General features: G+C 52.1%; 19 protein-coding genes. 9 read left to right on the forward strand and 10 right to left on the reverse strand.

Features of this window, described 5'->3' with window-relative positions; genetic code table 11:
* Positions 1 to 78: 78 nt before the first annotated feature.
* A complete protein-coding gene (gene fieF / locus SK38_RS22350) occupies positions 79 to 981 on the reverse strand; it encodes a CDF family cation-efflux transporter FieF (protein ID WP_003825216.1) in 903 nt (300 codons plus the stop codon).
* A gap of 147 nt (positions 982 to 1128) precedes the next feature.
* On the reverse strand, positions 1129 to 1629 hold the full coding sequence (gene cpxP, locus SK38_RS22355) for a cell-envelope stress modulator CpxP (protein ID WP_008787022.1): 501 nt from the start codon (positions 1627 to 1629) through the stop codon (positions 1129 to 1131).
* Positions 1630 to 1779: 150 nt separating this feature from the next.
* On the opposite strand from cpxP, the gene cpxR reads away from it, so the two are divergent.
* Positions 1780 to 2478 carry an envelope stress response regulator transcription factor CpxR gene (gene cpxR / locus SK38_RS22360; RefSeq protein ID WP_003028763.1) on the forward strand — a complete coding sequence of 233 codons (699 nt, stop codon included), beginning with the start codon at positions 1780 to 1782 and terminating at the stop codon, positions 2476 to 2478.
* Positions 2475 to 3848, forward strand: a complete 1374-nt coding sequence (gene cpxA / locus SK38_RS22365) for an envelope stress sensor histidine kinase CpxA (protein WP_003028758.1) — start codon at positions 2475 to 2477, stop codon at positions 3846 to 3848. Before cpxR ends, cpxA begins: the two co-directional genes overlap by 4 nt.
* A 43-nt stretch (positions 3849 to 3891) precedes the next feature.
* On the opposite strand, the gene SK38_RS22370 is transcribed toward cpxA, so the two are convergent.
* The 4 genes from SK38_RS22370 to yiiM all read right to left on the reverse strand — a co-directional run bounded on the left by SK38_RS22370 (position 3892) and on the right by yiiM (position 7834).
* On the reverse strand, positions 3892 to 5142 hold the full coding sequence (locus SK38_RS22370) for an MFS transporter (RefSeq protein ID WP_095533158.1): 1251 nt from the start codon (positions 5140 to 5142) through the stop codon (positions 3892 to 3894).
* A 122-nt stretch (positions 5143 to 5264) separates the two neighbouring features.
* Entirely contained in the window at positions 5265 to 6218 is a 954-nt protein-coding gene (locus SK38_RS22375) for a sugar phosphate isomerase/epimerase family protein (RefSeq protein WP_020996111.1), read from the reverse strand.
* Positions 6219 to 6226: 8 nt separating this feature from the next.
* Complete coding sequence (locus SK38_RS22380) at positions 6227 to 6931, reverse strand: GntR family transcriptional regulator (protein WP_020996112.1); 705 nt, start codon at positions 6929 to 6931, stop codon at positions 6227 to 6229.
* A gap of 228 nt (positions 6932 to 7159) precedes the next feature.
* On the reverse strand, positions 7160 to 7834 hold the full coding sequence (gene yiiM, locus SK38_RS22385) for a 6-hydroxyaminopurine reductase (protein WP_020996113.1): 675 nt from the start codon (positions 7832 to 7834) through the stop codon (positions 7160 to 7162).
* Positions 7835 to 7986: 152 nt separating this feature from the next.
* Here yiiM and SK38_RS22390 point away from each other — a divergent pair, with 152 nt between their 5' ends.
* A complete protein-coding gene (locus SK38_RS22390; RefSeq protein WP_048237085.1) occupies positions 7987 to 8883 on the forward strand; it encodes a dihydrodipicolinate synthase family protein in 897 nt (298 codons plus the stop codon).
* A 41-nt stretch (positions 8884 to 8924) separates the two neighbouring features.
* Here the strand turns inward: SK38_RS22390 and kdgT are convergent, their stop codons facing one another.
* Both kdgT and sodA read right to left on the reverse strand, forming a co-directional pair.
* The gene (kdgT, locus tag SK38_RS22395) at positions 8925 to 9908 is read right to left on the reverse strand and encodes a 2-keto-3-deoxygluconate transporter (RefSeq protein WP_020996114.1); all 984 of its coding nucleotides are present in this window, start codon (positions 9906 to 9908) and stop codon (positions 8925 to 8927) included.
* A gap of 233 nt (positions 9909 to 10141) precedes the next feature.
* Complete coding sequence (gene sodA / locus SK38_RS22400; protein ID WP_048237086.1) at positions 10142 to 10762, reverse strand: superoxide dismutase [Mn]; 621 nt, start codon at positions 10760 to 10762, stop codon at positions 10142 to 10144.
* A 289-nt stretch (positions 10763 to 11051) separates the two neighbouring features.
* Between sodA and rhaT the strand changes: the two genes are divergently transcribed.
* The gene (gene rhaT, locus SK38_RS22405; RefSeq protein WP_003825242.1) at positions 11052 to 12086 is read left to right on the forward strand and encodes an L-rhamnose/proton symporter RhaT; all 1035 of its coding nucleotides are present in this window, start codon (positions 11052 to 11054) and stop codon (positions 12084 to 12086) included.
* On the opposite strand, the gene rhaR is transcribed toward rhaT, so the two are convergent.
* Together rhaR and rhaS are read right to left on the reverse strand one after the other, a co-directional pair.
* The gene (rhaR, locus tag SK38_RS22410) at positions 12083 to 12931 is read right to left on the reverse strand and encodes an HTH-type transcriptional activator RhaR (RefSeq protein ID WP_008787014.1); all 849 of its coding nucleotides are present in this window, start codon (positions 12929 to 12931) and stop codon (positions 12083 to 12085) included. The genes rhaT and rhaR overlap by 4 nt on opposite strands.
* A gap of 147 nt (positions 12932 to 13078) precedes the next feature.
* Positions 13079 to 13927: an HTH-type transcriptional activator RhaS gene (rhaS, locus tag SK38_RS22415; protein ID WP_032945577.1), complete on the reverse strand. Its 849-nt coding sequence runs from the start codon at positions 13925 to 13927 to the stop codon at positions 13079 to 13081.
* Between the two features lie 303 nt (positions 13928 to 14230).
* Between rhaS and rhaB the strand changes: the two genes are divergently transcribed.
* The 5 genes from rhaB to rhaM all read left to right on the forward strand — a co-directional run bounded on the left by rhaB (position 14231) and on the right by rhaM (position 19461).
* Positions 14231 to 15700 carry a rhamnulokinase gene (rhaB, locus tag SK38_RS22420; RefSeq protein ID WP_048237087.1) on the forward strand — a complete coding sequence of 490 codons (1470 nt, stop codon included), beginning with the start codon at positions 14231 to 14233 and terminating at the stop codon, positions 15698 to 15700.
* A complete protein-coding gene (gene rhaA / locus SK38_RS22425; protein ID WP_048237088.1) occupies positions 15697 to 16956 on the forward strand; it encodes an L-rhamnose isomerase in 1260 nt (419 codons plus the stop codon). The genes rhaB and rhaA overlap by 4 nt, the downstream gene beginning before the upstream one ends.
* A gap of 143 nt (positions 16957 to 17099) precedes the next feature.
* On the forward strand, positions 17100 to 17927 hold the full coding sequence (gene rhaD / locus SK38_RS22430) for a rhamnulose-1-phosphate aldolase (RefSeq protein WP_008787010.1): 828 nt from the start codon (positions 17100 to 17102) through the stop codon (positions 17925 to 17927).
* Positions 17928 to 18001: 74 nt separating this feature from the next.
* Positions 18002 to 19150, forward strand: coding sequence for a lactaldehyde reductase (fucO, locus tag SK38_RS22435; protein WP_048237089.1), 1149 nt, complete (start codon positions 18002 to 18004; stop codon positions 19148 to 19150).
* Positions 19147 to 19461, forward strand: a complete 315-nt coding sequence (gene rhaM, locus SK38_RS22440) for an L-rhamnose mutarotase (RefSeq protein ID WP_048237090.1) — start codon at positions 19147 to 19149, stop codon at positions 19459 to 19461. Before fucO ends, rhaM begins: the two co-directional genes overlap by 4 nt.
* The last annotated feature ends 12 nt before the right edge of the window (positions 19462 to 19473 follow it).

Genomic DNA, 19473 nt, shown 5'->3' on the forward strand with positions numbered 1-19473 from the left:
CTGAATTGATTCAGGTCAGGCCAAATGGTGGTAATTTATACACAAAATGCTGGCCCGGTTCACTTTTTTTACAACGAATTATGAAAGCTCAAACATCTTGCCTTCCTTGGGTACGACTGAACAGGGATCCTGATGAATGATGACATCCGATCCCGGGAAACGCCGTAAAATTGCCTGCTCAACCTGTTCAGCCACTAAATGCGCCTGAACGAGCGGCAGATTATCTTCCATTTCCAAATGAATCTGAATAAAGCGGGTCGGCCCTGACTGCCGCGTGCGAAGATCGTGAGCGCCGCTGACTCCAGGCCATGACGTCACTATATCAATAATTTCCTGACGTTCCTCATCGGGTAAAGCGCGATCCAGCAAAGATTGCACTGCCTCATACCCCATGCGTAATGCGCTATATAAAATATAGATGCCAATACCCAGCGCAAACAAGGCATCTGCACGATGCCAGCCGTACCATGCCAGCCCGAGCGCAATGAGAATCGCACCGTTCATCATAACATCAGACTGATAATGAAGCATATCTGCCCGAACGGCCTGACTTTGCGTACGCTTCACTACCCAGCGCTGAAACGAGACCAGAATGATTGTACACACTAACGCAATGATGGTGACAACCACCCCAACGCCCGGATCTTTCATCGGCGTGGGTTGGATGAGATGCTGAATCCCGGTCAGGAATAAAAACAGCGCCGAACCAGAAATAAACATGCTTTGCGCCAGCGCCGCCAGCGATTCCGCTTTTCCGTGTCCGAACGTATGTTCATCATCTGCGGGCTGCAGCGAATAGCGCACCACCAACAGATTGGTTAACGACGCCGCGATGTCCACCAGAGAATCCACCAGTGCTGCCAGAATACTGACCGATCCGGTGTACCACCACGCAAAAATTTTGATCAAAAGTAACAGCGATGCCATCACGGTTGCCGCGATTGCCGCCCGGCTCACCAGCCGCCCATAGGTTTGATTCATAAACACTCCTGCCAGGATATGCCGCTAGTATAACGGATGAAGTAAAACAGTCAGGCAATAACCGAGGGACAAATTTTGGGCAAAAAAAACCCCCTCATCATGAGGGGGAAGACAGGGATGGTGTCTATGGCAAGGAAAACAGGGTTACTACTGGGAACGTGAGTTGCTACTACTCAATAAATTCAACGATGAGCTTTTTTTCCAGTGCGCTACATCGCGCAGTTGCTCCATTCGTTGTTCATGTTTCTCATTTAAAACCGCTTGCTGCTCTGGCGTTAACAGGCGATACATCTGATTGCGGATCCTGGCTATTTCAACCTGGCGGGCAACCTGTTCTTGCGCCATTCTTTCTGCCTGAGCGCGCACTGCGCTTTCATCAAATTTCTCTGCGGTGACAAGGCGATGCATTGTCTCCATTTCGCTAACATTAACAGGAGGCTGTTCGTGTCTTGCCTGCTGCATTAAATCTCGCATCTGTTGACGTTGATGTTCGGTTAAACTGATACCGTCAAACATGTGGCTCTGAACGCTGCGTTGCGATGAGCCTTCACCCAGGTGCCAGTGATCGCCTGTGACGACTTCAGCTGCATGGCTAAATGTACTGAGTGCCAGCGTTGAGGCCATGACGGCAGCGGTAACTTTGCCCATCACTTGCTCCCAAAATCTTTTCTGTCGCGATTCAACGAGAGACAGTTTACGATTCGGGCTGCAAACATGCGTCAGGGGGTGTAAAACAACGTAAAGTCATAGATTAGCGACGCCTGATGACGTAATTTCTGCCTCGGAGGTACGTAAACAATGAATAAAATCCTGTTAGTTGATGATGACCGAGAGCTGACTTCCCTGTTAAAGGAGTTGCTCGAAATGGAAGGTTTCGATGTGCTGGTTGCCTATGATGGGGAACAGGCGCTTGAGCTTCTGGATGACAGCATCGATTTACTTTTGCTCGACGTCATGATGCCGAAGAAAAACGGCATTGATACGCTGAAAGCACTTCGTCAGACACACCAGACACCCGTAATCATGCTGACCGCTCGCGGCAGCGAATTGGATCGCGTACTTGGCCTTGAGCTGGGCGCGGACGACTATTTACCTAAACCGTTTAACGACCGTGAACTGGTCGCGCGCATCCGCGCTATTCTGCGTCGCTCACACTGGAGCGAACAGCAGCAGAACAGCGATAACGGTTCGCCGACGCTGGAAGTTGATGCGTTAAGCCTTAATCCGGGTCGCCAGGAAGCCAGCTTTGACGGGCAAATTCTGGAGTTAACCGGCACCGAATTCACCCTGCTCTATTTGCTGGCTCAGCATCTCGGTCAGGTGGTTTCGCGTGAGCACCTGAGCCAGGAAGTGCTGGGCAAACGCCTGACGCCTTTCGATCGCGCGATCGACATGCATATCTCGAACCTGCGTCGTAAGCTGCCAGAGCGTAAAGACGGACACCCGTGGTTTAAAACCCTGCGTGGTCGCGGCTACCTGATGGTCTCCGCTTCATGATAGGGAGCTTAACCGCACGCATCTTTGCCATCTTCTGGTTGACGCTGGCACTGGTGTTGATGTTGGTACTGATGTTACCCAAGCTCGACTCACGCCAGATGACCGAGCTACTGGACAGCGAGCAGCGCCAGGGGTTAATGATTGAGCAACACGTTGAAGCTGAACTGGCGAACGATCCACCCAACGATTTGATGTGGTGGCGTCGCTTGTTTCGGGCGATAGACAAGTGGGCGCCGCCAGGACAGCGGCTATTACTTGTTACGACGGAAGGACGCGTGATCGGCGCAGAACGCAACGAAATGCAGATCATTCGTAACTTTATTGGTCAGGCCGATAACGCCGACCATCCGCAAAAGAAAAAATACGGTCGCGTTGAGATGGTCGGGCCTTTCTCCGTCAGAGACGGTGAAGATAACTACCAGCTGTATCTCATACGACCTGCCAGCAGCTCACAATCTGACTTTATCAACCTGCTGTTCGACCGACCGCTGTTGTTGCTGATCGTCACCATGTTAGTCAGCTCACCGCTATTGCTTTGGCTTGCCTGGAGTCTGGCGAAACCGGCGCGTAAGTTGAAAAACGCGGCGGATGAAGTAGCTCAGGGTAACCTGCGTCAACATCCTGAGCTGGAAGCCGGTCCGCAGGAGTTCCTGGCGGCAGGCGCGAGCTTTAACCAGATGGTGACGGCGTTGGAACGGATGATGACCACACAGCAACGCCTGCTGTCGGACATCTCTCACGAGCTGAGAACACCGCTAACGCGTCTGCAACTGGGCACCGCTCTGCTGCGCCGTCGTAGCGGTGAGAGCAAAGAGCTGGAGCGCATTGAAACAGAAGCACACCGACTGGACAGCATGATCAACGACCTGCTGGTGATGTCACGTAATCAGCAGAAAAACGCGCTGGTCAGTGAAACAGTGAAAGCTAATCAGCTTTGGGGCGAAGTGCTGGATAACGCCGCCTTTGAAGCTGAGCAGATGGGTAAATCGCTCACGGTGAATTTCCCGCCGGGTCCGTGGCCGCTGTACGGTAACCCAAATGCGTTGGAAAGTGCGCTGGAAAACATTGTGCGCAATGCCCTGCGCTATTCACATACGAAGATTGAAGTTGGCTTCGCGGTGGATATCGACGGGATTACCATCACCGTGGACGACGATGGCCCAGGCGTTAGCCCTGAAGACAGAGAACAGATTTTCCGTCCGTTCTATCGTACCGATGAGGCGCGCGATCGCGAGTCTGGTGGAACAGGTCTGGGTCTGGCGATTGTTGAAACCGCAATTCAGCAGCATCGTGGCTGGGTGAAGGCCGAAGACAGCCCGCTGGGTGGTTTACGGCTGGTGATTTGGTTACCGCTGTATAAACGCGCTTAACAGGCTTCCCCGGTACGACATGATTACCGGGGAAGCATTCACGTTATGCCGCCGCAGCCGCCGCCGCTAGCTTTTGCTTTTTAATTCGCTTCACCAGAATGGTCGAGCAGATAAAGCCCATTAAGCTGAACGCAATCATCACGCTAAAGACATAGTTGTAGCCAGTGATGCCGCTATTGGTATCCAGCAAATAGCCGTACAACGTGTACGCAAACATCGCTGGCATATAACCGATGATGCAACCAAATGCCATTGCCGAGCCCGCATACTCACGTGGGGTACCGATCTCATCCATCGGCGCGAAGAAAATGGCGCGCTGTGAGAAGATAATCGCTCCGAACCCTAATGTCGCCGCCATACCGATATACACGTTCATTGTTTGATGCGGTAACTGCATGAACACAAGCATCGCCACAGCAGAGATCAGGAACGTCCACTTCAGATACACTGTCGGTGATTTAGCAACTTTATCTGCCAACATTCCACCAATCGGCCCACCTACCATTTTTAACGCATACTGGTTGATGATGCCGTACGCACCGACGAGAGCTACCGGCAGCATATAGATATCTTTTAAGAACGGAATAAAGTAAGTCAGTCCACAGTACGCGGCATAAACGAAGAAAATACCTAAAGAAGCCAGCCAAACATTAGGGCAGGACAAAACATGTTTGATACCCTTTAACACTTCCATGTTGGCACTGGTTTTCTCGCCGCCTTTCACTTTGTCATCATCGACAATAAAGTACGTCACAATACCTGCCACAAGCGTAATTACCGTATAGAACAACAGGCCCGCCTGCATCCCCGCTTTACCTTCACCAAACTGGACGAAGACAAACAGAGCGCCAGATGCAACGATAACATCCACCACGCCACGTCCGGCTTCTAAAAAGCCGAACATGCGTCCTTGTTCTTCTTTCGTTCCCAGCAAACGAACGGCTTTCAGCAATACCGGCCAATAAACCACATCGGCAAAGAAAGCCATCGCGGCAAAGCAAATGAGATAACCAGTAAATGACGGTAGCGTTGCCAGATATAAGCCACATAACCCAACGCCAATCAGACCGAACGGTAATAATATTTTCTTGGAGTAACGATCTGCGATATAGAGAGAAAGAAAAAGTCCGGTTGTCTGAACAATCGTATAAACCGTAAAGCTCAACCCAATTTGCGTATTAGTTAAACCCCAGTCATTCTGCATTGGCACATAGAAAACATCTTTCATACTTGAAAGCTTGAATATCGTGCCGCCGCCTAAAATCAAAAAACAGAGCCTTGCCCATTTATTCATGAACATGATTAAACCCTCATTGCTTGTTGAGAGAAATATCTAAATTAAATTGTATAATTAATAAAGCCAGGGGATTATTTTCATAATCCTTTCCGCATTTAATAATATTTTAAGAAAACTAATTAATTGCCTATAAACTTGTCACATATATCACGAATGTATTTTATTTGGGCAAGAGCATGTTCTTTTTCCTGCGCCAGTCGCGCATCAATCATGTTGCTGTCAGGCAGTGGCGTATAACTTGCATCGCGCCATGGGATCCATGGATTATCACCCTCATCGTCGAAGCGAAATGCAGGGGCATAATATTCAACTTCTTCTTCCAGGCCAAAAGCATGTACTTGCGGTTTATCTTCACCTAAAAGTAATAATGCCTTAAGCATCTCTTCCATGGGTAAATCGCCGTGTCCAGAACGACAAGCCTCATGCCCCCAGCCTTTACCTTCTTTAATAATTTTAGCGTCTTTGATATGCACCTGGGTGATTAATGGAGACATAACCTCTAACGCAGAAAGCGGCTGTTCATTAGCATTAATCATGTTGCCAAAATCAAACAGAATAGAGAGATTTTTCATCCCGCTATTGTTAACCAGCGTCACCAGCTCATGGCCTTGCAGATCTTCATGCTGTTCGATAGTAAAGCTTAGTCCGCAATCGTCATACTGAGACAGCCATGCAATATCATTGGCAATCTTCGCCATAACATCGTTGAGATGCCCTTCATAACGCGGGTAGAAACGCACTGAAGTTGCACCAGTAGCAACAGCAATACGGATGGCATCCGTCAATGTCGCCTTATCCGATGCGCTCGTTTCGATATGCACATCCAGATTATATTTTTTGGCCTTCTCTTTAAAATCGTGTAGCTGCTGATCGTTCAGTTTCTGCAGTGATTGGGACTCACCATCCTCAACATGTATTTTTACACCCTTCAATTTTTGCTGATGCGCAATATCCAGAAGATCCCCCGGCAGGACTCTCTCGTAACGCATATTCAGATGAAAAGCATAAGCATGTAGGTACAGCGGTATATTTCTCGCGCGTTCCGCAAGAAGTTCTTGGTTACATTTTCCCATTATTTTTCTCATTCATCGCGAATAACAAGTTCCACTGATTCAAGTCGCCAGTATTCGAAATCAACCTGAACCACTTTTTTATCTCGGGTAGCCCGATGTTTTTCTACTAAAATTCCATACGTATTAGGCGCAACACCCAGTTCTTTGCAGGCCACTTCTGGCATATTGACCGGTTTAAAAATCATTTCTTTGATATTTAAAACATGGCCAAACGCATCTTCCCAGACGCTGGCAAAAGACTGATTGCCCAATTTATTAATGAATCCTGGCGCAACATCAGCATCAATATAGGATTCATGGTAAAACACTTTATGTGAATCAAGACCGCACCAGCCGGTAACTAAATAGCGGTCACCGGAGGAGAGAAAAACATCATCAACATGATGCGGAACTGTATCAATGGTTTCTTTGGTTAAATAATCCCAAAAAGGCTTACGTCCCTGAGCACAGGCTTCAGCATTGAAGCTGGAAAGTGATTTAGGGTTATAAATAAATCGCTTCGACGAAATAAACCAACCACTGCGGTTCTTGCGGAAAATACGCGCATCGATCTCAAGCTCAATCAGAACCTGACGTAAGGTCATACGCTTTGCATCCAGCAGCTCACATAACTCCCTTTCCGAAGGCAATTTGGACCCCGCTGGTAAATTCTTCTCGTTTAACCAGCTTTCAAAGCGCTCCCTGAGCACATCAACATTGTTTTTCTTTTTCATTTCGCTCATCTGGTTTAAACCAATTTGAAGCTAAGATATTTGAGTGCAGGAAATACTCAAGTTTTTTTTCAACGCAGAGTTTCTTTTTGTGGACCAGGTATCAAGAATGGCTTTGAAGCAAACCGAGACCGTCAGGTTTTTGCCCGGTTTTGTACACAGGGGGATGAAGCACGGGGGAGAGGTAAATCAGGTGTCTCCACCTGATTTAACTGCCAGATGAAGGTAGGTTTATTTTCCCCACAAACGGCGGGAATTGTCTTCGATCTTGCCGCTTAAACGGCGCTTTTGCATCGTTCTGGTCCAGCTTTTTGATAACCCAGCAGCCGACAGTAAACGGTGATATTGCGAATCATCAAACGGCATATGCCAGGCGATAGCAATGGCCTCCCGCACGCTGACGTCGCTCACGCGTGACGCCAGGATCAATGGCGCGTCTGCTGACACCTGACCAGGCGCGATGACGCTACACAGCCAGCCCGTCTTGCCCGCATCCTGCATCTGGCTGGCCATATCGCTGATGCCAAAATGGAAATTCAGCTTAAAGCACGGCGAGCGCGGCTGCGTGACCTGAATCAGCGCCTCTCCCCACTGGAAAATGTCGCCAATATACACATTATCTTCAGTCAGCCCCTCAGTAGAGAGGTTCTCACCAAACGCGGGGGCGACAAATAGCTCCGCCTGCTCCGGAAACGCTTGTCTCCAGTGCTGATAGTGTTCACGCGGATAGTGACACAGCGCGCGATCCGGCCCGCCGTGAATTTTCGTTTCCGCTTGTTCATCCCCCGTCAGCCCCAGTTCGGTCAGCATCAACTCACCGTCAATCTGGACTTTAGCAATCGCGCTGGGACGGCTTCCCGTGTAGTCCCGAACTTTGCCTGTAAAAACATCGACCGGATATCGCATCTGTTCCCTCTCCCGATAAATTTCCCCCATTACACCACATTTATTTTACCCCAGTCGCTCAAAATGAGAGCACGGTTCACATGAAACTTAGGGACACATGCTATCAATGTAATCTGGTTTTGAAACATCATTTCAAATAAGGAGTCGACAACGTGACTGGTCAATCGCAATTTGCTGGCGTCTGGTGTCCTTCCATTACGCCAATGGACAATGATGGCAAGATCGATCTCAACGGTCTAAGCCAACATCTCAAACGCCTTACCGAGGCCAAAATCGACGTGATTTTGCTGATGGGCAGCATCGGGGAATTTGCCTCCTTCACGCTCGAAGAAAGACTGCTGCTGATCCGCGAGGCCCGCGCCATGAGCTCGCTGAAGATGGTCGCCAACGTCTCATCCACCTGCCAGAATGATGTTTTATTGATGGCGCAGGAAGCGTATCGCTCAGGTTACGATGCCGTGATGATCCTGCCGCCCTACTACTACGGACAAACAGCGAAACAGCTGCTGAGCTACTTCCGTCAGTTGGGGCAGACACTCAGCGGCAAATGGTTTGCTTATAACTTCCCGGCACGCACCGGCTGCGATTTAACCCCCGAACTGGTAGCCACCCTCGCCGCCGAGTTCCCGAATTTCGCTGGCATTAAAGACACCGTCGACTGCCAGTCCCATACCCGCAGTATGATTCAGACCACCCGCGCCGTGCGGGAGGATTTTGCCGTGCTGTCCGGCTATGACGAATACTACATTCCCAACCTGTTAGCAGGTGGCGCGGGGATTATTTCAGGGTTGAACAACGTCATGCCGGAACTGTTTGTCAGCGCGCGGGAAGCGTTCAAACAGGGAGACCTGGCAGCGCTTCGCGATATTCAGGACCAGATTGGCACCTACATGTCCATCTATGCCATCGGCGAAGATTTTGTCACTACCATCAAAACCGTGGTATCGCGTAAGTTTGGCTATTGTACCAGCGTGTCACGTAATGCCGGTGGAGAGTTGAACGAGAGTGAGTGTCGAACAATCGATGAGGTGTTTGTCGTCAAAGGGTAAATAATTAAGCCGGATGGTGCAGACCATCCGGCTTAAGAGACTTACTTCACGGTGCCACGAATATCAATTTCTGCCGCCCTTGCTTTGGCCCTTTTCGACCAGATAGACGTGATAATCGGCACCAGAATGGAGGTCACAATCACCGACGTGGCGACCAGGGAAGTTGCTGCCGGTGCCATCGGTTTAAATGCCGGAACCATTTCAGCAATCAGCACAGGCGTAGCAACCGCCGCCCCCGCAGAACTGGAAGCGGCAATCCCCGCCGTACCATCGCCACCACCAATCAGTTTATCGGCGATAATCAATGGAATACCAGTGATGATAATCACCGCCACACCCAGCAGAATACCCAGCACGCCGGTCTGCGCAATCACGCTCAAATCAATGGTGTTACCTAATGCGAAGGCAAAGAACGGGATCAGCGTCTGCACCGCTTTGCTGAAGAACTCCCGCAGTTCAGGGTCCAGATTCCCCAGCGCAAAGCCAATCAGGAACGGCAATACCGCACCAACAAATACGTGTGGTTCAAACGACGCGATCCCGGCGGTTCCCAGAATCACCATGGTCATCAGCGGGCCAGACTCCAGCGACATCAGGACAAACGCCCCGGCCTCTTCTTTGGTGCCGTACTGCTGCATAATCGAGGCATACAGCCCGCCGTTGGTCATATCCATCGCGGCCACCAGCGCCAGCGTAGACAACCCTGCGAAGAATCCAACCTCTACACCATGTTCCGGCAGAATGCGTGAAGCAATCGCTGCAACCACCCACGCCACCAGAATCTTGGTGATGACTAACGTACCTGATTTACGCAGCACGGTGCCGGTGGCGCTTAGCTTGATCGACGCCCCCATGCAAAAGAACCAGACTGCCAGGATAGGCACCGTACCGGTGATCATACCGTTGGTAAAAGAGCCGAAATATTTCCCGGCGCCGGGGGAAAAGGTGTGACACAACGCGCCCAGGAAAAGCGGCACCAGCATCATACCGCCTGGGATTTTCTCTATCGTACGTTTGATCTGCATTTCCATCACCTGTAGACATAAAAATGGGGCAATTTTTATGGGCGATTGCATCTTGCTTTGAGATGCGCCCGTCTTGATGAAAAGAAGATAGACATTCATAGAGACTATAAAAGTGATCCCACTCGCATAATAAAACCTTGTTTCAATTTAAGTGGATCATTGTTTTTATATTGAGTTTGATCACAAAAAAACCCCACAAGCATCGCTTGCAGGGCTTTGTTAAAGCGTAGAACTTATTTTTTTGCTGCGAAACGCGCGGCAGCTTCGTCCCAGTTCACGACGTTCCAGAACTCTTTGATGTAGTCCGGACGACGGTTCTGGAATTTCAGGTAGTAAGCGTGTTCCCAAACGTCCAGGCCCACGATTGGGAAACCGGAAGCGCCAGAGATAGCTTCACCCATCAGCGGGGAATCCTGGTTGGCGGTGGAAACAACAGCCAGTTTGTCACCTTTCAGAACCAGCCACGCCCAGCCGGAGCCAAAGCGGGTTGCCGCTGCTTTTTCAAATTCAGCTTTGAAGTTGTCAACGGAGCCGAAGTCACGTTCGATAGCCGCTTTCAGGTCGCCCTGCAGCGTAGTACCGGTTTTCAGGCCTTTCCAGAACAGGCTGTGGTTAGCGTGACCGCCCGCGTTGTTACGCAGTACGGTTTTCTTGTCTGCTGGCAGTTGATCCAGTTTGGTGAGCAGCTCTTCAACGGACAGGCTGGCGAATTCAGGCAGGCTTTCCAGCGCAGCGTTGGCGTTGTTTACGTAAGCCTGGTGGTGTTTGGTGTGGTGAATTTCCATCGTCTGCTTATCGAAGTGCGGTTCAAGGGCATCATAAGCGTACGGCAGGGATGGCAGTGTATAACTCATAATCATCTCCAGTATTGTCGGGCGGCCAGTGTTAACGCCGCGTAAGCAGTTGGGTCATTATAGTTAATTAAATGATATTGAAAATGATTATCAATGCCGTACTTTTTACAGGGTCTTAATGAATCAAACCCATTGTTAAAGATGTGAGCCGAATCACCCACTTAACGTGATAATTGCCAACATGCGCAAAAGGGCGGCAATCGTCAAAAGGTTAACCACCTGCGTAATTTTTAAACTCGTTAGGTCGGAGGGGTCATTACCGACGATAAAAAATAACGAGGATTAAGTCATGAGTAACGCGATTACGATGGGTATCTTTTGGCATTTGATAGGGGCAGCCAGTGCCGCCTGTTTCTATGCCCCGTTCAAGCAAGTCAAACATTGGTCATGGGAAACGATGTGGTCGGTTGGCGGGATCGTCTCCTGGATAATCCTGCCGTGGACCATCAGCGCCATGTTACTTCCCGATTTCTGGGCCTACTTCAGCTCCTTCAGCCTCTCCACGCTGGCGCCGGTATTTCTGTTTGGTGCAATGTGGGGGATTGGCAATATCAACTATGGCCTGACCATGCGCTATCTCGGTATGTCGATGGGTATCGGGATTGCGATAGGTATTACGCTGATTGTCGGCACGCTGATGACCCCGATTATCAACGGCAATTTTGATGTACTGATCAATACCTCTGGTGGCCGCATGACGCTGCTTGGCGTACTGGTCGCGCTGATTGGCGTGGGTATTGTTACCCGTGCCGGTCAGTTAAAAGAACGCAAAATGGGCATCAAAGCGGAAGATTTCAACCTGAAAAAAGGTCTGGTTCTGGCCGTCATGTGCGGTATTTTCTCCGCCGGGATGTCCTTTGCGATGAACGCGGCGAAACCGATGCACGATGCCGCCGCCGCGTTGGGCGTCGATCCGCTGTATGTCGCCCTGCCTAGCTATGTGGTCATTATGGGCGGTGGCGCGCTTGTTAACCTGGGCTTCTGCTTCATTCGTCTGGCAAAAGTGAAGAACTTGTCGATAAAAGCCGACTTCTCGTTAGCCAAACCGCTGATTATCACCAACGTGCTGCTCTCTGCGCTTGGTGGCTTGATGTGGTATCTGCAATTCTTCTTCTACGCCTGGGGCCACGCACGTATTCCGGCGCAGTATGACTATGTAAGCTGGATGCTGCACATGAGCTTCTATGTTCTGTGCGGCGGGATTGTCGGTCTGGTATTGAAAGAGTGGAAAAACGCGGGTCGTCGTCCGGTCAGCGTGCTAAGCCTCGGCTGCGTAGTGATCATTGTCGCGGCAAACATTGTCGGTCTGGGAATGGCCAGCTAAGCATGCTGAGTACTGAGATGACGCCACTGGCTCGGCGTCATCCCGGTTTCCCGCGTAAATACCACCGAAAAGTAGTTACTGTCCTCAAAGCCGCAGCGCATGGAAATCTCGCTAATCATCAACCGACTATGTTTGAGCAGATACTGCGCATGGCAAACCCGCACCTGGCGGAGATACTGGTTGATGGTCATCCCGGTCTGGCTGCGAAACTGCTGGCGCAAAACGCGCTCGCTGCATTGTTCGCGCTCGCAAAACGTATCCAGTTCAAACGCATGCTCATGGCTACCGGCTAACGCGGTGATCAGTTTATCCAACAGCGTTTCACTGGAGGTCGCCGGGAGCGTATCCGTGGCATAACGATGCCGCTTAAGGTGTGTCACCAGTTGCCCGAACAGCAGCTCAGCCATGGTAAAAGCCTGTGCATCACGTTGATTACTTTCATGTTCAAGCTGGCTTATCACCTGTCGGACCTGGCTCATGCCAACGCTGCCGAGTCGCCAATGCGGCTGCCTCGGCGTACCGTTAAATCCGGGGATCGCCCCTTGCCAGTCAACATTCAGCGTCAATCGCTCCGGGCAGTAGATGATATTTTGCAACACCAGGTCGTTCACGGAGGTGTAGGAGTGTTTATCTTCGGCACGAATGTAAAACAGATCGCCACGGGTTATCCGGTACGGGCGATCGTTAAGGACATGCAGACCATTACCGCGCCAGACCATGACCAGCTCGCAAAACTCGTGGGTATGCTCAGCAAAGACATCCTGCGGATAACGGTCAGCCACGGCCACAGCCTGCTGCTCATGCGCAAAGAAGTCTGATTTCAGAAGGACCAGATGATTCGCCATCACAATATTCCCTGTCGGATGGCGGCTACGCCTTATCCGACCTACAGATTACGTGACACGTAGGCCGGATAAGGCGTAGCCACCATCCGGCGTTAAGGGACATGATTATCTGAGATTCGGCGGTAAAAAACGTTGATAGCTTTCGCGTTACTGGAGGCGGCTTGCCACAACGAGATCGCGCCCCTGACGAATATCGCGTGGTGACCACTTGAACTCACGACGAAAAAGCGTCGAAAAGTGGTTACTGTCGCCGAATCCGCAGAGATAAGCGATGTCTGTCACACTGTCATCACTGTGGCGAAGCAGATGCCGGGCCTTGATCAGCCGCAAGCGGTTAAGGTAGCGCTGCGGCGTCAATCCGGTTTGCTGTTTGAGCTGGCGATGCAGAGTGCGCAAAGAGAGGGAAAACTTCTCGGCCACCGCCTCCCAACACACCTCGTCGGCAAAGTTATCTTCCAGCCACGCCATCAGGAGGTTAAGCCGCGCGTCGTTATCGGTCGCAGCCTCCATCAGACTGCTTTTACGCAGCAGCACCAGCAGTTGCATAAACAGGATCTCGCGGTTTGCCGCCGTTGGTGTATCCATCCCCTCACCGAGCGCTTCCATCTGCCCCACCAGTTGTCGAACCTGCTGCAACACCCCCTGATTCACCCGCCAGTGGGAGGGATACTGCCCATTCTGTTCCTGAGGTAAAAGCTGATTCAGCCCAGCCAGAAATTGAAACGCATCCGGGGAGCGATACAACACATTGGTCAGGCACAGATTGTCAGTATGTTCATATAAATGCCGGTCATGATCGCGAACGAAACACACCGTACCGCCGCTGATGGTGTAAGGCTGCCCGTTGAACACATGGATCCCCGTTCCATGTTCGACCACCACAATTTCATGAAAATCATGATGATGCTCTGGAAACGCAGGTTGAGGAAGCCGCGGTTCAATAGCCACTGGCGCTTTACCTGTCGGAAAAAAATCCACGCAATGCAATACAGTCATGATGACATCCTTCCCGATCAAATGAACATGGCTGAATAGTAATTAAGGGTTATCACCCTCACCTTAAATTTTTGACGCCAAAGTGCGTAAACACGGTCAATTCTTCAAGAAATGGCGGGAAAGATCGGGAATTGCGGAAGGCGTCACATCCGCTAAAACAGGTCCTATTAATAGAAATTGTGAACAGCGTCACGTTCACCTTTGCCATGTTGCCAGCCGCTAATTGTGGCTGTCACTGTCAAGAAGGTACGCGTTATCTGGGGTTCTTAGACTGAGTGCAATAAAACTCAGAAGGACCTCGCTATGACTTTTCGCCATTGTGTCGCAGTCGATCTCGGCGCATCCAGTGGGCGCGTAATGCTGGCGCGTTACGACAGTGAACACCGCTCCCTGACGCTACGTGAAATCCACCGCTTCATGAACTGCCTGCAAAAAACAGACGGTTTTGACACCTGGGACATCGACAGCCTGGAAAACGATATTCGTCTTGGCCTGAAAAAAGTCTGCGATGAAGGCATTCGGATAGACAGCATCGGCATTGATACCTGGGGCGTGGATTACGTTCTGATCGATAACATCGGTCAACGTGTCGGTCTGCCGGTCTCTTACCGTGACAGCCGCACGACCGGCATTATGGCGCAGGCGATGGAGCAGCCGGGTAAAGGTGAAATTTACCGCCGTAGCGGCATTCAGTTTCTGCCCTTTAACACCCTGTATCAACTGCGTGCGCTGGTTGAACAGCAGCCAGAACTGCTCCCGCAGGTGGCCCATGCCCTGCTGATCCCCGACTACTTCAGCTTTCGCCTGACCGGCAAAATGAACTGGGAATACACCAACGCCACCACCACCCAGCTCGTCAATATCAATACCGACGACTGGGATGACACACTGCTGGCGTGGACCGGGGCAGACAAAGCCTGGTTTGGTCGCCCGACGCATCCAGGGAACGTGATCGGCCACTGGATTTGCCCACAGAAAAACCAAATTCCGGTTGTCGCCGTCGCCAGTCACGACACGGCCAGCGCGGTCATTGCTTCTCCGCTGGCCGACAAAAACAGCGCCTATCTCTCTTCCGGGACCTGGTCGCTGATGGGCTTTGAGAGCAGAACACCGTATACCAACGATGCGGCGCTGGCGGCGAATATTACCAACGAAGGCGGCGCGGAAGGACGCTACCGTGTCCTGAAAAATATCATGGGGCTATGGCTGCTCCAGCGCGTATTAAAAGAGCGCCAGATTACCGACCTGCCAACGCTTATCAGCCAAACGCAAGCGCTGCCGGCCTGCCAGTTCCTGATAAACCCGAACGACGATCGCTTTATCAACCCCGACGATATGAGTGCAGAAATTCAGGCAGCATGCCGTGAATCAGGCCAACCCGTTCCCCTGCAAAACGCCGAACTGGCGCGCTGTATCTTCGACAGCCTGGCGTTGCTGTACGCCGACATCCTGCAAGAACTGGCACAACTGCGTGGTGCAGCATTTAGCCAACTGCACATTGTCGGTGGCGGCTGCCAGAACACCTTACTGAACCAGCTGTGTGCGGACGCCTGCGGTATTCGCGTGATGTCCGGGCCGATTGAGGCCTCCACGCTCGGCAATATTGGCATCCAGCTGATGACGCTGGACGAGCTGAACAACGTCGATGATTTCCGTCAGGTGGTGCGCGCCAACTACGAACTGACCACCTTCATTCCCAATCCTGAAAGTGAAATTGCCCGCTACCAGGCGCAGTTTCAATCACTACGACAGACAAAGGAGCTTTGCGCATGACCACTCAACTTGAACAAGCCTGGGAACTGGCAAAACTGCGTTTCGCCGCGGTAGGTATTGATGTCGAGGCGGCCTTACGCCAGCTCGATCGTCTGCCGGTCTCCATGCACTGCTGGCAAGGCGATGACGTCGCCGGTTTCGAAAACCCGGAAGGCTCGCTCACTGGCGGAATTCAGGCTACTGGTAACTATCCGGGTAAAGCGCGTAACGCCACCGAACTGCGGGCCGATCTGGAGCAGGCGCTGAGCCTGATTCCTGGTCCAAAACGTCTGAATTTGCACGCGATCTATCTGGAATCTGATACGCCGGTTGCCCGCGACCAAATCAAACCTGAGCACTTTAAAAACTGGGTGGAGTGGGCGAAAGCGAACCAGTTAGGGCTGGATTTCAACCCATCCTGCTTCTCACACCCGCTGAGCGCCGACGGTTTCACGCTGGCGCACGCCGACGACACCATTCGCCAGTTTTGGATCGATCACTGCAAAGCCAGCCGTCGCGTCTCGGCGTATTTTGGCGAGCAGTTGGGTACACCATCGGTGATGAACATCTGGATCCCGGATGGCATGAAAGACATCACCGTTGACCGTTTAGCGCCGCGCCAGCGTCTGCTGGACGCACTGGACGAAGTGATCAGCGAGAAACTCGACCCGGCGCACCATATCGATGCCGTCGAAAGCAAGCTGTTTGGCATCGGTGCGGAAAGCTACACCGTGGGCTCTAACGAGTTCTACATGGGTTACGCCACCAGCCGCCAGACCGCACTGTGTCTGGATGCGGGCCACTTCCATCCGACTGAAGTGATCTCCGACAAAATTTCCGCCACCATGCTGTATGTACCACGCCTGCTGCTGCACGTCAGCCGTCCGGTGCGCTGGGACAGCGATCACGTGGTGCTGCTGGATGATGAAACTCAGGCGATTGCCAGCGAGATCGTTCGCCACAACCTGTTCGACCGCGTACACATTGGCCTCGACTTCTTCGACGCCTCCATTAACCGCATCGCCGCGTGGGTGATCGGCACCCGCAATATGAAAAAAGCCCTGCTGCGCGCGCTGTTAGAACCCACCGAGCAACTACGTCAGCTCGAAGCCAGCGGCGACTACACCGCACGTCTGGCCCTGCTGGAAGAGCAAAAATCGCTGCCGTGGCAGGCCGTCTGGGAGATGTATTGCCAGCGCCACGACACGCCTGCGGGCAGCCAGTGGCTGGACAGCGTGCGCGCTTATGAAAAAGAGATTTTGAGCAAACGTAGCTAACCGTGACGCCAGGCTTGTAGGCCGGATAAGACGCCCCGCGTCGCCATCCGGCAATAAATGAAACACGATTGCCGGATGGCGCTTCGCTTATCCGGCCTACGTAAGACCCGATAACGTTCGGGCAATAAACAGGAACACCGAACATGCAAAAAATTACGACTTCCTGGTTCGTCCAGGGGATGATCAAAGCCACTTCTGATGCGTGGCTGAAAGGCTGGGACGAGCGTAATGGCGGCAACCTGACGCTGCGTCTTGATGAAGCAGATATCGCGCCGTTTAGCGCCGATTTCCACGAAAAACCACGCTATATTGCGCTAAGTCAGCCGATGCCGCTGCTGGCAAACACACCGTTTATCGTCACCGGTTCCGGTAAGTTTTTCCGTAACGTCCAGCTCGATCCCGCGGCAAACTTGGGCGTGGTACAAATAGACAGCGACGGTGCGGGCTACCACATCCTCTGGGGCCTGACCCACGAGGCCGTGCCGACCTCTGAACTGCCGGCTCACTTCCTCTCTCACTGCGAACGCATTAAAGCGACGAACGGTAAAGACCGCGTGATCATGCACTGCCATGCCACCAACCTGATCGCTCTGACCTACGTACTGGAAAACAATACAGCGCTGATTACCCGCAAGCTGTGGGAAGGCAGCACCGAGTGCCTGGTGGTGTTCCCGGATGGCGTTGGCATTCTGCCGTGGATGGTGCCGGGTACAGATGAAATTGGTCAGGCTACCGCCGAGGAAATGCAGAAACACTCGCTGGTACTTTGGCCGTTCCACGGCGTGTTCGGAAGCGGACCTACCCTCGACGAAGCGTTCGGTTTGATAGATACCGCAGAGAAATCCGCCGAAGTTCTGGTCAAAATCTTTTCGATGGGCGGTATGAAGCAAACCATCTCACGTGAAGAGCTGGTCGCACTTGGCAAACGCTTTGGTGTTACGCCGCTGGCAAGCGCCATAGAGCTGTACTGATACCTCCCAACTCAACGCCGGATGCGGCTTCGCCTTATCCGGCCTACAGGATTTTATTATTAAGGAGAATAGTGATGAGCTTTATGTTGGCACTGCCAAAAATTAGCCTGCATGGCGCCGGCGCGATTGCCGATATGGTGAATCTCGTGGCGAATAAACAATGGGGCAAAGCGCTGATCGTCACCGATGGTCAACTGGTAAAACTGGGCCTGCTGGATAGCCTGTTTGCCGCGCTGGATAAACATCAAATGTCTTACCACTTGTTTGATGAAGTATTCCCGAACCCGACAGAAGAGCTGGTACAAAAAGGTTTTGCAGCCTATCAGAACGCAGAATGTGACTACATCATCGCCTTCGGTGGCGGCAGCCCGATCGATACCGCCAAAGCGGTGAAAATCCTGACAGCCAACCCTGGCCCTTCTACCACTTACTCCGGCGTGGGCAAAGTGAAAAATGCTGGCGTCCCGCTGGTCGCCATCAACACTACCGCCGGTACGGCAGCAGAGATGACCAGCAACGCGGTCATTATCGACTCTGCCCGTAAGGTTAAAGAGGTGATCATCGACCCGAATATCATCCCGGACATCGCTGTGGATGATGCCAGCGTAATGCTGGAAATCCCGGCCTCCGTCACCGCCGCAACCGGTATGGACGCCCTGACCCACGCGGTGGAAGCCTATGTTTCCGTTGGTGCTCATCCGCTCACCGACGCTAACGCACTGGAAGCGATTCGCCTGATCAACCTGTGGCTACCAAAAGCGGTCGACGACGGTCATAACCTCGAAGCTCGTGAGCAAATGGCGTTTGGTCAGTATCTGGCGGGGATGGCATTTAACAGCGCTGGTCTGGGTCTGGTGCATGCGCTGGCGCACCAGCCGGGCGCAACCCATAATCTGCCACACGGCGTCTGCAACGCCATCCTGCTGCCGGTAATCGAAAACTTTAACCGTCCGAACGCCGTAGCGCGCTTTGCCCGCGTGGCGCAGGCGATGGGCGTCGATACCCGTGACATGAGCGATGAAGCGGCAAGTATGGAGGCCATCAACGCGATTCGTGCACTCAGCAAGCGTGTTGGTATTCCTGTGGGCTTTAGTTCCCTTGGCGTGACGAAAGAGGATATTGAAGGCTGGCTGGATAAAGCGTTGGCCGATCCGTGTGCGCCGTGCAACCCGCGCACCGCCAGCCGCGACGAGGTCCGCGAGCTGTATCTGGAGGCGTTATGATCCGCAAGGCCTTTGTGATGCAGGTGAATGCCGACGCGCACGTTGAATATCAACGTCGGCACAATCCCATCTGGCCAGAGCTGGAAGCGGTGCTGAAAGAGCACGGCGCCCATCACTACGCGATTTATCTCGATCAGGCGCGCAATCTGCTGTTCGCCACCGTTGAGATTGAGTCCGAAGAACGCTGGAATGCCATTGCCAGCACCGACGTTTGCCAACGTTGGTGGAAGCATATGCGTGACGTAATGCCAGCAAACCCGGACAACAGCCCGGTTAGCGCAGAGTTAAAAGAAGTGTTTTATTTGCAATAGACTTGTAGGCCG

The sequence above is a fragment of the Citrobacter sp. MGH110 genome (assembly GCF_001037515.1).
Classification (GTDB): Bacteria; Pseudomonadota; Gammaproteobacteria; order Enterobacterales; family Enterobacteriaceae; genus Citrobacter; species Citrobacter portucalensis.